Origin of the sequence: Virgibacillus tibetensis (assembly GCF_036026595.1) — a bacterium.
In the GTDB taxonomy this organism is placed as follows: domain Bacteria; phylum Bacillota; class Bacilli; order Bacillales; family Amphibacillaceae; genus Virgibacillus_P; species Virgibacillus_P tibetensis.
This window is the reverse complement of the sequence record NZ_JARZFX010000009.1, coordinates 1-15,009: the sequence shown is the minus strand read 5'-3', so window position 1 is coordinate 15,009 and position 15,009 is coordinate 1. Positions and strand designations below refer to the sequence as shown.

Below are 15,009 nucleotides of genomic sequence, written 5' to 3'. Positions count from 1 at the left end.
AGATGGGGGTATTCCAATTTTTTGGGATACCCTTCTATGTCTGATAAAGGAGATGCCTTGCTTTAATTCATTCCTTGTTAAAATTAATACTTGAAATTTTATTAAACCATCCTAAATGATGGTTTTTTTCATTAAGAAATAATACATGCTTATGCAATTTTAAGCCAAATTAGTAGTAGGAGGTGCTATATGGAAAGAAAAAAATTTTACGTAAGCATTGCATCAGGAGAAATCTCACAAATTGAATATAGCAACAACGATGAATTTATTATCCACGCAACGGAGGACGAGGTTGTCTTATTACGGGAAAAAATGAATGAGATGCATGAGGCAAGTATGGGAGCGTTTTGGCGGGCTCATATTCCAATAATGCCCTATCATAATGATAAGGCAAATGATAAATACGATGCAGGCATTACAGAAGCGTATCAAATGCTATATGAATTGGGCGATGAGCAAGCAAAGGATCATATCAAAAGTATGGGCATTTTAGAAGATAATCATATGTAAGAAGATAGAGGAATAAAATACTTTAACTAGTGTTTTATTCCTGTTTTTCTAAGAAATTATGTTTACGTTTATAGTATAAAAGGAATAGTGAAAGTAGAAACCATTAATACACACTAAGAGGGAGGAATCGACTATGAAAGACCAACAACGACTTAATATAAAGTGGGTAATTATTTTTATGACTCTTATATCATTATTAACTATAAGTAATGCAAGTAATTCAATAACAGTGTCAGCTGAAGATCAGGTGCAAGGAGAAGAAGTATCAGAGGAAGAAACCCCGGAATTGACTCATGAAAAGTTAGTGTTTTTAACAGATCAATTTATGAAGTTAATTGTACAAGAAATAGATGATAATTATAAGGTGAAAGATTTCGACACGAAAGAGTCATTACTTCATGCTTTTGAGCGTGTAACAACAAGAGATGTTGCAGAAATATACGTTGATTTTTACTTTACTGAAGAGCCAGACGGACTCTATATACTCCCAACGGAAACACCACCATGGTTCATGAAAGATAATGCATATGATATGATACAAGTAGAAGAGAATGTTATTAAGATCACGCAGGAAAACCATTTGGATTTATATGGTGATTATAGAGTAGAGATTGAATTGACATTCGATGAGGAATGGAAAATAACGAATATTAAACACGCGTAATTGTAAGCACATAATTGAATTAATAAAGGCAGCTGAAACAATGTATATTTTTAGAGACTACTATAACAACCAAGTAAAATTATCATTTGATAACCATCCCTTTTCAGATCAACCGAAGCATGTATGGGTAATTTGCAGATATAAGGATAGATGGCTATTAACGAAACATAAGGAAAGAGGGTTGGAATTTCCAGGTGGTAAGGTAGAAGAGGGTGAAACAGCCAAACAAGCTGCTTTACGGGAAGTGAAGGAAGAAACTGGTGGGTCAGTAGATAACCTTCATTACGTTGGTCAATACTTTGTATCAGGGAAAAGTGAAAATGTGATTAAGAATGTGTACTATGCTAAGATAGATAAGCTTGTTCAACAAAAGTCATATTTTGAAACAGAAGGTCCAGTTCTGTTAGAATCCATACCTGAGAATATAAAATATAATCAACAGTTCAGCTTTATTATGAAGGATGAAGTATTAAAGCATTGCATGGATCATATAAAAAATGTATATTAAAAAATCGCCTGAATGGCGATTTTTTTATTCAGATTGAATGCTTAATTAACCAATACTCTAGCTTTTCTACGATTTTGTACATAATTGCTGCAAAAATTGCAATTAACACTAAACTTGCCATAACTAATGTAAAATCAAACACCTGGAATCCGTAGATAATTAAATAACCAAGTCCTTGCTTCGAGACTAGAAATTCCCCAACAATGACACCTACCCAGGAGAGACCTACATTTACTTTTAATGTAGAAATCATAGCTGGTATGGTTGCCGGAAAAATAGCTTCCTTGAAACATTGCCACCTGGTCGCTCCCAGACTTTTTAAGACTTTTTCATAATTTGGATCTACTTCGTTGAACGCAGAGTATACAACAAGTGTGGTAATAATTACAGATATGATCGCACCCATTGCAATAATGGATATATATCCTGGACCTAGTGCAACAATGATGATAGGCCCGAGAGCAACTTTTGGCATTGCATTTAGAATTACAAGGTAGGGGTCAATTATCCTGGAAAATCTTTTGGAGGACCATAAAAGTGTCGCAATAAGAATCCCTGCTATTGTTCCAATTATAAAGCCAAGAACAGTTTCAAAAAGAGTTACTTGTACATGGGTGATCATAGAGCCATCGTTAAACCTGGTTGCCAGTAACTTAAAAACCCTGTACGGGGAGCTGAACAACAATGGGTCGATCCAATAAAAACGACTGGCGATTTCCCAAAGAGTAAAGAAAGCTAGCAAAATACTTATTTGCCAAATAAAAACGACTTTCTTCTCTTGTTTCAACTCATTTTTATAGTTCTCAAAAAGTAGATGATCAGCTTTTGGTTCCATTAATTGGTGACACCGCCTTTTGGTCCACAGATTCTGCTTCTTTTTTATCTAATTCATCCCATATCTTATCAAAAATAAGTTGAAATTTTGGATGTCTTCTAACCAAAAAAGGAGTTTCATTACGTAGTTCAATTGGTACTTCAAATACTTTTGCAATAGCCCCTGGGTTGGCGTTCATAATGAAAATACGGTCACTCATTGCAATAGCTTCGCCAATATCATGTGTAACCAGAATGGTTGTTTTGTTGAAGCTTTTTAAAAGACTTGATACGAGATCTTCAAGTTTTAGTTTTGTCTGATAATCCAGTGCTGAAAATGGTTCATCCAGCAATAATATCTTCGGATCATTTATCAATGTCCGAACTAAAGCTGCACGTTGTCGCATCCCCCCAGATAGAGAACTGGGGAAGGCATCGGCTACTTCCGATAAGCCAACTTCGGCAAGCAATTTCAAAGCTTTTCTTTCCATTTTTTCTGACTTATTATTGGAAATTTTGGGGCCTAGTAAAACATTACTAATAATTGTTTTCCAGGGAAATAGATAATCTTGTTGAAGCATATAGCCAATGGCTAGCTCTGAATCCTTTATCGTTTTTTGCTGTAATAACACATTACCAGCAGTTTGTTTCATAATACCTGCGATGATTGATAGGATAGTTGATTTGCCGCAACCGCTAGGTCCAAGCAGTGCAACAAATTCACCTTCTTTTATAGATAGGTTGATATCATCTAAAGCTTTGGTATAGCTGTTTTTGGAAAAATAGTGATGGGAAACATGATCTAAGGTTAGAAATGACAACAGATCTCCTCCTTAGTTATTAATAACTTCTTCTGCTATTTGTGTATTTACAAGCTCCTCATGTGGAACATCGGCCGGTAATTCACCAGCTTCCTCCATAATATTCTTTAAATTATTCCATTCTTCTTCATCTAAAATAGGGTCAGTCGCAAAAGAATCCTGTTCCTTATAGCGCTCAATGGATGCAGTTAGTATATCTAAGTCTGTATCTTCAAAATAAGGTTCAATTACTTTTGCAATTTCTTCTGAGCTATTTTTCTGAACCCATTGCTGTGCTTTATATATTGCTTTCGTGAAACTTATTACACTGTCTTCATTTTCGTCAATATAGCTTTGTTTTGTCATGAAAACGGTGTAGGGAACTTTTCCAGATTCCTCACCAAAAGAAGCAACAATATGACCTTGACCTTCTTTTTCAAAAATACTTGCAGTTGGTTCGAATAGCTGAACATAATCTGCATCACCCGAAACAAATGCACCAGGAATATTGGCAAAATCAATGTTTTGTAAAAGGTTCAAGTCGTTATGAGGATCAATACCATTTTGCTTTAATACATACTCACCTACCATCTGTGGCATACCACCTTTGCGCTGGCCCAAGAAAGTACTATTAGTAAGGTCTTCCCATGTAAAATCAGGTTTCGGCTCTTTCGCAACAAGAAATGTCCCATCTGTTTGAGTCAATTGCGCAAAATTAATCGCATAATCCCTTGAATCTTGTGCATAGACGTAAATCGAGGTTTCTGATCCAACTAGAGCTATATCTGCTCCTCCTGATAATAAGGCTGTCATTGTCGTGTCGCCACCCCAGGTTGTTTGCAAATCCACATCCAACCCTTCTTCTTCAAAAAAACCTTTTTCTATCGCTACATATTGAGGGGCATAAAATAGAGAACGTGTAACTTCTGCAAGCTGGATCTTGGTGGTTTCATTTGTATTGCAAGCGGAAAGAAAAAGGAGTAATACAGACGGAAATAAAACGAGATATCTGACTCTTTTCATATAATTCGACCCTTTCAGTTCAGTAATGATATGTCAAACTATTTTATGCTTTTATGAAAAAATGTGTGAATGCCTATGGGGAGGAGATTAAAAGAACTACAAGAAATCACGATAAAATAGGGTTGCAATCTAATTTAAGAAATAAAAAAGCCGACCTCTATACAGAGGTCGGTTGTCAGCATAAATCCAACATTATTTTGCTTTAATACGGATAAACGGCTTAACCTGTTTAACCTTTCACTCATATAAATAAAATCCTTTTGGGATGAGGAAACAAATTCATACTATCCTTTATAAAGTGGACCTGCTTGCTTAATAGAATCACTTGCCTGTGTAAATTTATTGAAGTTTTCATGAAATTTTGAAGCGAGTGATTTTGCTGTAGACTCATAAGCATTCTTATCTTCCCACGTATTCTTTGGTACAAGCACTTCATCAGGTACACCTGGAACATGAATTGGGATTTCTAAGCCAAATACTTCATCAATAGTGGTTTCAACAGTGTTCAGCTCACCTTCTAAAGCTGAATGAACCATGGCACGGGTATAGGAAAGCTTCATACGTTCACCAACACCATATGAGCCACCGGTCCAACCAGTATTAACCAAAAACACATTGGAATCATAGAGATCGATTTTTTCACCAAGCATCTCGGCATAAGTTGATGGTGCTAATGGTAAAAATGGAGAGCCAAAACAAGCTGAAAAAGTTGCCTGAGGTTCTGTAACCCCGCGTTCTGTACCAGCTAATTTACTAGTGTATCCACTTAAGAAGTGATACATCGCCTGCTCTTTCGTTAACTTGCTGATTGGTGGTAATGTACCAGATGCATCAGCAGTAAGGAAAATAATTGTATTCGGATGTCCTGCAACACTCGGAGTTACAATGTTATCAATATTTTCCAATGGGTATGCTGCACGAGTATTCTCGGTTAGAGAAGTATCATCATAGTTAGGAAGTCGAGTATCGTCGTCCAGTATTACATTTTCCAGGACAGACCCGAAGCGAATAGCATCATAGATCTGAGGCTCCTTTTCCTTTGACAAATTGATGCACTTAGCGTAACAGCCGCCTTCAATATTGAAAACACCATTAGGTCCCCATCCATGTTCGTCATCACCAATCAAGCGTCGGTATGGGTCAGCAGACAAAGTTGTTTTACCAGTTCCCGATAATCCAAAGAACAATGAAACATCTCCTTCCAGACCAACGTTTGCTGAACAGTGCATGGATAAAATATTCTGACGAGGTAATAAATAATTCATAACAGAGAAAATTGATTTCTTAATTTCACCGGCATATTCTGTCCCACCAATTAAAATCACACGCTGTTTGAAAGACACAAGAATAAAAGTTTCAGAGTTAGTGCCATCTACAGCAGGATCCGCTTTGTATGTTGGAGCTGATATTACAGTAAATTCGGATTCGTGCGTTTCTAGTTCGGATTCTTCAGGGGTAATAAATAACTGACGAGCAAAAAGATTATGCCATGCGTATTCATTAATCACCTTAATAGGTAAGCGATAATTAGCATCTGCACCCGCAAAGCCTTTAAATTGATACAATTCTTCTTTCTCACTTAAATAAGTTACAACTTTTTTATAAAGTTTATTAAAGGAATCTTCATCAATTGCTTGGTTTACAGAACCCCAATTAACAACATCTTCACAAACTTCATCCTTGACGATGAATTTGTCTTTAGGTGATCGCCCTGTATATGTTCCAGTAGTTGCACGAACAGCTCCAGTAGCTGTTAGTATTCCTTCATTCCTGGATAATATTTTCTCTACTAAACGTGGTACAGTAAGATTAGTTAGTATGTTCCTATGCGAACTCAATTTCTTTAATAATACTTTTTCAACAGTTTTCATGTAGATACCTGCCTTTTTGATGATTTTGTATGGAGACAACTAGATAATAATGTATATTTCTTAAATCTGATTAATAGTATAACACATTTGAAAGTATAGTCCATACTAATAATAGTATTAATTTTAAATAATTTCGTGTCATTATTGTTAGACCTCTATAAATAGTTGACATACCAGCCCTATTTCGTTTAAGCTAAATTCGAACGGATACTCTCTTATTCAGAGTTGGTGGAGGGACAGCCCCGATGAAGCCCAGCAACCATCACGTCATGTGAAAAGGTGCTCACCTGGAGCAAGGAATTTTCCTTGAACAATAAGAGCGAAAGGCCACAGACCCTTTCCTCAATTGCAGGAAAGGCTTTTTTTGTTGATTAATGACTTTGAATGAATACAAATCATAAGATATAGAGTACCGTATTACCATATAAAGGGAGGATTTAGCCAAATGGCTGCGAATCGTCGTTTATTTACATCCGAATCAGTAACGGAAGGACATCCAGATAAAATTTCTGATCAGATATCAGATGCAATCCTGGATGAAATATTAAAGGAAGACCCATACGCCCGTGTGGCCTGCGAAACTATAGTAACCACAGGATTAGTATTAGTTGCCGGGGAAATATCTACGAATACGTATGTAGATATCCCAGCAATTGTCCGTAAAACAATAAAAGAAATAGGTTATACACGTGCGAAATACGGTTTTGATGCAGAAACCTGTGCAGTGCTGACAGCAATTGATGAACAGTCTGTTGATATTGCAAGTGGTGTGGATACTGCATTAGAAACTCGTCAAGGAAAAAAAAGCGATGAGGAAATTGCTTCAATTGGTGCAGGAGATCAAGGGTTAATGTTTGGTTTCGCTTGTGATGAAACAGAAGAATTAATGCCTCTGCCTATTTCACTGGCTCATAAACTGGCAAAGCGCCTAGCAGATGTACGTAAAGAAAAAATACTAGATTATATACGTCCGGACGGAAAGACTCAAGTAACTGTTGAATATGATGAAAATAACACACCTGTACGAGTTGATACCATTGTTATATCAACCCAGCACCATCAGGGTGTTACGAACGAACAAATTGAAAAAGATATAATAGAACATGTTATCGGCCCAGTAGTTCCCAAGGAATTGTTAGATAAGTCGACCAAGTATTTTATTAATCCGACAGGCCGATTTGTTATCGGTGGACCTCAAGGTGATGCAGGTTTGACAGGTCGTAAGATAATTGTTGACACTTATGGTGGATATGCTCGTCACGGTGGAGGAGCTTTTAGTGGTAAAGATTCAACAAAGGTAGACCGTTCTGCAGCCTATGCAGCACGATACGTTGCTAAGAATATCGTAGCAGCAGGCCTAGCTAAAACCTGCGAAGTACAGTTGGCATATGCAATCGGGGTAGCCGAACCAGTCTCCATTGCGATCAACACTTTTGAGACAGGGACCGTAAGCGAAGACATCTTAGTTGATACGGTTCGAAAAATATTTGACTTACGTCCTGCGGGAATTATTCGTATGCTTGATTTACAAAAGCCTATCTTTAAAAATACAGCTGCTTATGGGCATTTTGGCAGAACGGATATTTTATTCCCCTGGGAGAAAACTGATAAGGTAGAGGAACTCAAAGCATTAACTGCTAAATAATCAAACAGGCAATCCTATCGTATGGTAGGATTGCCTGTTTACATGGCTTTACATTTCTGTGTTTATTCTATAATACGCTGCTTTTTCCACATAGGAAGTTCTAACTCGTTCCATCTCAGCGTAATCCTCATCCGTTAACTTTCGAACCACCTTTGCTGGTCTTCCAAGTGCCAATGTATGTGGTGGAATCTTTTTGCCAGGTGGTACTAGGCTTCCAGCACCTATAAATGCACTTTCCCCAATTTCGGCGCCATCCAATATAATAGAACCCATTCCTATTAAAGCATTCTTTCGTATGACTGAAGAATGCAGTGTAACCTGGTGGCCAATTGTCACATCATCTTCAATAATTAATGGAAGGTTCGGGCTTTGATGAAGCATGGACAAGTCTTGAATACTGACACGTTTCCCAATCATGATTGGGGAAATATCGCCACGTATAACGGTTTTAAACCAAACACCAGACTGTTCATCAATTGTGACATCTCCGATAACCGTGGCATCTTTTGCAATAAAAGCTGTTTCATGAATAGATGGTTTTGCGCCTTTATATGATTGTATCATTTGTATCCTCCTAAAAAATATGGTGATATAGTTAGTATAGCAAAGATAAGAGTACGTTTTCTAGAATGGAGGATATAAGTTGGCAAGTCGTATACCAACATCCGCATTATCATTTATGTTTACTGTTTACCGTAAACTTTTTCCCGCAGTAAAAAAAGAGCTGGCGTATTGGAGAAATCGTGCAGAGGAAATTCCTAATGAAGAATTACGATCCCAAGCTATTGCAAGTATCGAATCCAAGCGCTTTCATTGCCAGGGCGGGGCAGTGTATGCCTTGCTGGCAGGAGAAAAGTGGAGAGAAGCGATTCAGTTTATTGTTGCTTACCAGACGATTAGTGATTATCTGGATAACTTATGTGACCGAAGTACTTCTCATGACCCTGATGATTTTCGTTTGTTGCATCAATCGATGATAGACGCACTGTCGCCAGAAAACAAGACTGGAAACTACTATGAATTACGTGAAGATCAATCAGATGGAGACTATCTGGTGGACCTTGTTAGAACTTGTCAGAACACATTGCGCAAGCTCAATAACTATCCTGTTGTTCAAGATTATTTATTGAAATTAGAGTGCATGTATGGTGAATTGCAAGTACATAAGCATGTTATAAAAGAGGAGAGAGTATTACGATTAACCAACTGGCATAAAACTACAATAGAATCGGGCTTGAGTTTGCCATGGTATGAGTATTCTGCTGCTGCAGGTTCCACTTTAGGTATCTATTGTTTAGTCGGTTATACATTAGGTGGAAACACATCAAAGGAGCTTGCATCTAAAATTTACAATGGTTATTTTCCTTATATGCAAGGTTTACATATCTTGTTAGATTATTATATTGACCAAAAGGAAGACGAACTGGAGGCAGAATTAAACTTTTGTAATTATTTTCCAACCAAGAAAACAATGGAGGAGCGAATTAAATTTTTTATAGAACAAGCTCATCAAGGTGTTCAGGGATTGCCTAATCATCTATTCCATGAGATGGTCTACCAAGGATTAGTAGGGTTATATTTAGGTGACCCTAAAGTGAAGCGGCTTGATGGTGGCAAACAGATGAAACAAGCACTACTAAGAAAAAGTGGAATAAAGGCGAAGTTCTTCCATTTGAATACCAAAATGTATTATAAAATAAAATCCGGATAAGGAAGGAGAATTATCCGGGGATCTATTTCTTCTGGATGGCCAATACAAATGGAGGATCATTTTTTTGATTGATGAATCCATATTGCATGACATTGTATTCTTTTTGGTTAAGATTTATAACATGTTTAAGGAGAGACTCTTTTTCCTCTTGTCCTCCTGAATGGCCGTAATAGACAACAACCACGATGAGACCATCTTTTTTTAATTGTTTAAGAATTGAATTAACTGCAGCTATTGTAGACTCACTCTTCGTAATAATGGATTTATCACTTTTCGGTAGATATCCAAGATTGAAAATAGCACCACCAATTACGCTCCTTGTTGGTGAGAGATATTGAGTAATGTTACCGTGGCTATCCTTGATTAGAGATACATTCGTACAACTGTGTTTTATTAATAGTTCCTTTGTAGTACTGATTGCTTGATCTTGAACATCGAATGCAAGCACATGCCCGTTATCTCCGACGATTTTACTTAAGAACACTGTGTCATTTCCATTTCCGCATGTAGCATCAATTACAGTTTCATCCTTTTGGATAGACTCTTCTAATAAATAATGTGCAAAATTAAGAATTCCTTTAAGCATAAGTATCAAAAATCTCCTTATTAACCTAGAATACGTATAGTGTAGCAGAAGTAACAATTAATTGCCTTGACAAAGTTGTTTTCTTTCATTAGAATTCGATATACATAATAAATCGACTTTGCAAAGGATAAGTAGTAAATCCCTTCAGGCTGAGAGAGGCAGTGGCTGGTGAAAACTGTTCCTGAAAATTTATGAACTCACCTTTAATGTTGCAGGAGTGAATGAAGTAATTCCTGCCGTATATCCGCGTTAAGGATTCAAGTGAACGTCATGACGTTAATTTGGGTGGTACCGCGGGAGATCAAAGCTTCTCGTCCCTTTTCATAGGGATGAGTGGCTTTTTTTATTAGCAGATTAAATTAGGAGGAAATTACAATGAGCTTTAATCATAAGGAAATAGAAAAGAAATGGCAGGACCATTGGCAGGATAATAAAACTTTTAAAACGGATACGTATTCAGATAAAGAGAAGTTCTATGCGCTGGATATGTTTCCATATCCATCCGGATCAGGATTACATGTAGGACATCCAGAAGGTTATACTGCGACGGATATCATTTCCAGAATGAAGCGTATGCAGGGGTATGAAGTTCTTCATCCAATGGGCTGGGATGCTTTTGGTTTACCCGCTGAGCAGTATGCGATTGATACAGGTAACAGTCCAGCAGCATTTACAGAGAAAAATATCGCTACTTTCAAACGTCAAATACAGGAACTGGGCTTTTCTTATGACTGGGACCGGGAAATTAGCACAATGGAGCCAAGTTACTATAAATGGACACAATGGATCTTTACCAAACTATATGAAAAAGGGCTTGCTTATATGGATGAAGTAGCAGTTAACTGGTGCCCTGCTCTTGGAACAGTCCTGGCAAATGAAGAAGTTATTGATGGTAAAAGTGAACGGGGAGATCATCCAGTAGTTCGTAAACCAATGAAACAATGGATGTTGAAAATTACGGCTTATGCGGATCGCTTGCTTGAGGATCTTGAAGAAGTTGACTGGCCTGAAAGCATTAAAGATATGCAACGAAACTGGATAGGTCGATCAGAAGGTGCGGAAGTCACATTCAGTATTGATGGGTTTGATGAAGAATTCACCGTATTTACAACACGTCCTGATACGCTGTTCGGTGCGACGTATGCAGTACTTGCACCCGAGCACCCGTACATTAAGAAAATTGTTACTGAGAAGCAAAAGGAAGCTGTTGAAACCTATTTAAACAAAGTGCAAACTAAATCAGATCTCGAGCGTACTGATTTAGCAAAAGACAAAACCGGTGTATTTACTGGAGCGTATGCAATAAACCCAGCAAATAATGAAAAAATGCCAATCTGGGTTGCAGACTATGTGCTGATGTCATACGGTACAGGAGCAATCATGGCCGTTCCTGGACATGACGAACGAGATTATGAATTTGCTTCGAAATTTGACTTGCCAATCGTCGAGGTTGTAGCAGGGGGAGATATCTCAAAAGAGGCGTATACCGGGAATGGTGAGCTTGTTAATTCTGGTTTCCTTAATGGGTTAAGTTCAGATGAAGCAATTTCAAAAATGATTGACTGGCTTGTTGAAAATAATAAAGGGGAGAAGAAAGTAACATATCGTTTGCGGGATTGGTTATTTGCCAGACAACGTTATTGGGGAGAGCCAATACCAGTAATACACTGGGAAGACGGTACAATGACAACCGTTCCTGCAGAAGAACTGCCTTTAGAATTGCCAGTTATGACTAAGATAGAACCATCTGGAACTGGAGAGTCCCCTCTAGCTAACAGTCCTGAATGGGTAAATGTGGTAGATCCAAAGACAGGGATGAAAGGGCGTCGGGAAACAAGCACCATGCCGCAATGGGCTGGAAGCTGCTGGTATTTCCTCCGATTTATCGACCCGGACAATCAGGAGCAATTGGCTGATCCGGAAGCATTAAAAAAATGGTTGCCGATCGATATATATATTGGTGGGGCGGAACATGCAGTTCTTCATTTATTATATGCTCGTTTCTGGCATAAATTCCTATATGATATTGGTGTGGTTCCAACGAAAGAGCCTTTTATGAAATTATTTAACCAGGGAATGATCCTTGGGGAAGGTAATGAGAAGATGAGTAAGTCCAAAGGCAATGTAGTAAATCCTGATGACATTGTTGAATCACATGGTGCTGATACATTACGTTTATATGAAATGTTCATGGGTCCTTTAGATGCTGCGGTTACATGGTCAACCAATGGGTTAGACGGAGCAAGGCGTTTTCTTGATCGAGTATGGCGACTAATAGCAGAAGATGATAAGCTTTCTGAAAAAGTGACAAGTGAACCGAATGCCTCATTAGAGAAGGTTTACCATGAAACGGTGAAGAAGGTTACGGAGGATTTTAATAATCTTCACTTTAATACAGGTATCTCACAAATGATGGTATTTATAAATGAAGGGTATAAAGCAGAACAGCTGCCTAAAGAATATATAGAAGGTTTTGCTAAAATGCTTTCACCTATTGCTCCTCATCTTGCAGAAGAGCTTTGGTCAATTCTTGGTCATTCAGAAACAATCAGCTATGAATCATGGCCTGTATATGATGAGACGAAGTTGGTAGAAGATGAAATAGAGATAGTTCTTCAGGTAATGGGTAAAGTCCGTTCAAAGATAAACGTACCAAAAGATATAACAAAAGAGGAACTGGAAAAACAAGCATTTGCAAATGAAAAAATACAGGAGATTATTGAAGGGAAGACAGTTCGAAAGGTGATTGTAGTACCTGGAAAACTGGTAAATATAGTGGCAAATTAATAATAAGAGAATCTCCTCCTATTGGTTTCTAAATAGGAGGAGATTCTTTTTTAACTGAAATCATCTCCTTCAATTTGTTAACTTGATGAAACCCACTCTGTTTGTAGTATTATCCACTCTTCATTTTCGTAATACCAAAGTGTTTCTACTGTTCCTAAACGGTCTGCATGGTAAGCACCACTAATTTGCTGATAGCTTTTTAAACCATAGCCTTTACTCTTACTTATTAATAGTGGTTCAAAAAATGCTATAGGATCAATCATGACAGATGTTGGTTTAAGTAGGTTGCCCTGTTTGTCATATAGCTCCAGGCGAAGATATTCTCCTGCTCTGTCTTTAACATTTAATTCTACAGGATCTTTATCAGGTGAAACATGAATGCTAACTTTAAAATTATCTTTAAATGATCCTTTAATAAAACGTTGCTCAGGTAGTTGAAGTTCTTTAAGTTTTTCATTTTCCAGATAATGGAGGTGATAGTTGTATAATCCGCCACTACCACCTGTAGAACTTTGATAAAAAATATCTGTAATCTGGTCTTGGTTTAAATCAATAAACTGAAGCGAGGGTTCATAACCACCCTCATAGGGAATTTTCCATTGTCCACCGTGAACACTTGAGATATCTGCCCAGACCTCACGATAATATTTAGTCTCTTGTGAGAATAATACACCGATCAGTTCAATCGTTTCATTTTGACCATCGCCAGTGATATCAGCTTCATATGTATTGATCAGGAGTTCCTCGGGTTGAACCTCGGCAAATACAGGACTATATATAAACAGGCTCATTAAGATAAATAAAAAAATAGCAATCGGTAACCATCTCATTCTAATCCCTCCATTATTGATTATTACAGTTATATTGTGCTATATGTTTGCAAGCTATTCCTAAAAAAAGTATCCTTAAGTAAGGCTGTTTTCTAGAATATAGGGACTGCGGTTACTCGTCCAATCGAAAACAATTTGTGATTACTAATCCCACCAAAAAGCTCTGTTGCTTTCTGAGGAGTCTCAGCGCGAGCCTAGCGAAAAAGAAAACACTGCAATGCAAACGAAGTGAAGCTGCAGATGGTGCACTTGTACCCGGAGCAGAACCAGAAAAATTTTAACAAAAATCAAATTTTCACTATGTCGTCTTTTATATCAATAGCGACATTAATAGTAACAAACTTACAACAAGAGCATGAAGTGAAAAATATATAAAATAAGGGAGATAAAAGATGGAGCACATTAATAAAGTATCATCAAAAGAATTAATAAGGATTATGGAAAATGACAATAAGCCAGTGGTTATCGATGTAAGAGAAAGTGAAGAAGTGGCTAATGGAGTAATAGAAGGCGCGAAACATATTCCGTTACAATCTATCCCTGATGTAATAGAAGAATTGGATAAGAGTAAACACTATGTCTTAGTATGCAGATCTGGAGCCAGAAGTATGAAAGCAGCTTCTTTTCTTGATGAACATGGTTACAAGGTATCAAATTTAGCCGGTGGCATGCTTGAATGGGAAGGCGAAGTCATCGCCTGACACTTTCCTTTTACCATTTGACGGTAGAAACCTCCTCCAAATTACTTAGCAATTAATGGGGGAGGTTCAATATATAAATATCTTGACATTTTTCATTTAGCACTGTAGTATATTAAGTCCGCTGTTAAGACATGCAGCTTAAAGTTATATTGTTAACAGCTTATAAACTAATAGATTCACGTGAATAGCTCATAACAATTCCTTTTTCTGGAATGAATGATGCAGTATGTGCCATTGACATATATTGTAGAAAAATGCTATACTAAAATTGTTGCCGACATGTAATGAAAAATATTTTCCTAAAAAATATATTGACACTACTTGTGGTGCATGGTATGATAATGAAGTCGCCATTTTACGGATTGGCAATTAATTTGCTCCTTGAAAACTGAACAAAACAACCAGTATGTTAAGAAGGCGAAAGCATCTGCTTAGCGACGTATAGGCTGGACTGATCCGCATGAGATAAAGGAAACACGATGAACGCAAGTGAATCGATGTTGACTTATCGTAAGGAGGAGAAGGAAGCCAATTAGGCGCTGGATGCTGGAGCTGGACTA

The 15,009-nt window shown here is 37.5% G+C and carries 14 protein-coding genes, 1 riboswitch and 1 other annotated feature; of the genes, 7 read left to right on the top strand and 7 right to left on the bottom strand.

From position 1 onward, the window contains the following. Positions 1 to 189 precede the first annotated feature (189 nt). From QGM71_RS15375 to ytkD, 3 genes are all read left to right on the top strand, one after another. Positions 190 to 510, top strand: a complete 321-nt coding sequence (locus QGM71_RS15375; RefSeq protein WP_327608450.1) for a hydrolase — start codon at positions 190 to 192, stop codon at positions 508 to 510. 133 nt (positions 511 to 643) lie between these two features. Next, positions 644 to 1,174, top strand: coding sequence for a hypothetical protein (locus QGM71_RS15370; RefSeq protein ID WP_327608449.1), 531 nt, complete (start codon positions 644 to 646; stop codon positions 1,172 to 1,174). Positions 1,175 to 1,214: 40 nt separating this feature from the next. Then, complete coding sequence (gene ytkD / locus QGM71_RS15365; protein WP_327608448.1) at positions 1,215 to 1,682, top strand: RNA deprotection pyrophosphohydrolase; 468 nt, start codon at positions 1,215 to 1,217, stop codon at positions 1,680 to 1,682. A gap of 28 nt (positions 1,683 to 1,710) precedes the next feature. Here the strand turns inward: ytkD and QGM71_RS15360 are convergent, their stop codons facing one another. From QGM71_RS15360 to pckA, 4 genes are all read right to left on the bottom strand, one after another. After that, entirely contained in the window at positions 1,711 to 2,517 is an 807-nt protein-coding gene (locus QGM71_RS15360) for an ABC transporter permease (RefSeq protein ID WP_327608447.1), read from the bottom strand. Continuing rightward, positions 2,501 to 3,316 (bottom strand): ABC transporter ATP-binding protein, encoded by an 816-nt coding sequence (locus tag QGM71_RS15355; protein ID WP_327608446.1) that lies wholly within the window; start codon positions 3,314 to 3,316, stop codon positions 2,501 to 2,503. The genes QGM71_RS15360 and QGM71_RS15355 overlap by 17 nt, the downstream gene beginning before the upstream one ends. 12 nt (positions 3,317 to 3,328) lie before the next feature. Beyond that, entirely contained in the window at positions 3,329 to 4,318 is a 990-nt protein-coding gene (locus QGM71_RS15350; RefSeq protein ID WP_327608445.1) for an ABC transporter substrate-binding protein, read from the bottom strand. A gap of 284 nt (positions 4,319 to 4,602) precedes the next feature. Continuing rightward, a complete protein-coding gene (gene pckA / locus QGM71_RS15345; RefSeq protein WP_327608444.1) occupies positions 4,603 to 6,189 on the bottom strand; it encodes a phosphoenolpyruvate carboxykinase (ATP) in 1,587 nt (528 codons plus the stop codon). A 212-nt stretch (positions 6,190 to 6,401) separates the two neighbouring features. Then, positions 6,402 to 6,509, top strand: a riboswitch (SAM riboswitch). Between the two features lie 125 nt (positions 6,510 to 6,634). On the opposite strand from pckA, the gene metK reads away from it, so the two are divergent. Then, the gene (gene metK / locus QGM71_RS15340) at positions 6,635 to 7,834 is read left to right on the top strand and encodes a methionine adenosyltransferase (protein WP_327608443.1); all 1,200 of its coding nucleotides are present in this window, start codon (positions 6,635 to 6,637) and stop codon (positions 7,832 to 7,834) included. A 48-nt stretch (positions 7,835 to 7,882) separates the two neighbouring features. Here metK and QGM71_RS15335 read toward each other — a convergent pair whose 3' ends face one another. Then, the gene (locus QGM71_RS15335) at positions 7,883 to 8,398 is read right to left on the bottom strand and encodes a gamma carbonic anhydrase (protein WP_327608442.1); all 516 of its coding nucleotides are present in this window, start codon (positions 8,396 to 8,398) and stop codon (positions 7,883 to 7,885) included. Positions 8,399 to 8,477: 79 nt separating this feature from the next. On the opposite strand from QGM71_RS15335, the gene QGM71_RS15330 reads away from it, so the two are divergent. Further along, on the top strand, positions 8,478 to 9,545 hold the full coding sequence (locus tag QGM71_RS15330) for a tetraprenyl-beta-curcumene synthase family protein (RefSeq protein ID WP_327608441.1): 1,068 nt from the start codon (positions 8,478 to 8,480) through the stop codon (positions 9,543 to 9,545). Positions 9,546 to 9,567: 22 nt separating this feature from the next. On the opposite strand, the gene QGM71_RS15325 is transcribed toward QGM71_RS15330, so the two are convergent. After that, entirely contained in the window at positions 9,568 to 10,131 is a 564-nt protein-coding gene (locus QGM71_RS15325) for a tRNA (mnm(5)s(2)U34)-methyltransferase (RefSeq protein WP_327608440.1), read from the bottom strand. Positions 10,132 to 10,240: 109 nt separating this feature from the next. Beyond that, positions 10,241 to 10,453, top strand: a binding site (T-box leader). 53 nt (positions 10,454 to 10,506) lie between these two features. Between QGM71_RS15325 and leuS the strand changes: the two genes are divergently transcribed. Further along, the gene (leuS, locus tag QGM71_RS15320) at positions 10,507 to 12,918 is read left to right on the top strand and encodes a leucine--tRNA ligase (RefSeq protein WP_327608439.1); all 2,412 of its coding nucleotides are present in this window, start codon (positions 10,507 to 10,509) and stop codon (positions 12,916 to 12,918) included. 77 nt (positions 12,919 to 12,995) lie between these two features. Here the strand turns inward: leuS and QGM71_RS15315 are convergent, their stop codons facing one another. Continuing rightward, positions 12,996 to 13,748, bottom strand: a complete 753-nt coding sequence (locus QGM71_RS15315) for a hypothetical protein (protein ID WP_327608438.1) — start codon at positions 13,746 to 13,748, stop codon at positions 12,996 to 12,998. Positions 13,749 to 14,140: 392 nt separating this feature from the next. On the opposite strand from QGM71_RS15315, the gene QGM71_RS15310 reads away from it, so the two are divergent. Further along, entirely contained in the window at positions 14,141 to 14,449 is a 309-nt protein-coding gene (locus tag QGM71_RS15310; RefSeq protein WP_327608437.1) for a rhodanese-like domain-containing protein, read from the top strand. Positions 14,450 to 15,009: the final 560 nt, after the last annotated feature.